Source organism: Tenebrionibacter intestinalis (genome assembly GCF_016632365.1).
Classification (GTDB): domain Bacteria; phylum Pseudomonadota; class Gammaproteobacteria; order Enterobacterales; family Enterobacteriaceae; genus Tenebrionibacter; species Tenebrionibacter intestinalis.
This window is the reverse complement of sequence record NZ_JAEPBH010000210.1, coordinates 1-300: the sequence shown is the minus strand read 5'-3', so window position 1 is coordinate 300 and position 300 is coordinate 1. Positions and strand designations below refer to the sequence as shown.

Sequence of the window (300 nt, the reverse complement as noted above, 5' to 3'; positions counted from 1 at the left end):
TGTTAAAGGACTGAAATCATTACCCGCCGGACGTGCCCGCCGCTGGCCGTTTGAGCATATCTGCACACTGTTACGTGAGCTGGTAAAACATTCACCCGGCGACTTTGGCTACCAGCGTTCACGCTGGAGTACAGAACTGCTGACAATAAAAATCAATGAGATAACCGGATGTCAGTTACATGCCGGAACCGTGCGCCGTTGGTTGCCGTCTGCGGGACTTGTATGGCGCAGGGCTGCGCCAACTCTGCGTATCCGTGACCCGCATAAAGATGAAAAGATGGCAGCAATCCATAAAGCTCT

At 52.7% G+C, this 300-nt stretch carries 1 protein-coding gene; it reads left to right on the top strand.

Translation table 11 applies throughout. From position 1 onward, the window contains the following. Positions 1-300: winged helix-turn-helix domain-containing protein (locus JJB97_RS18505; protein ID WP_238715553.1), on the top strand; the 300-nt coding region annotated here is incomplete at both ends.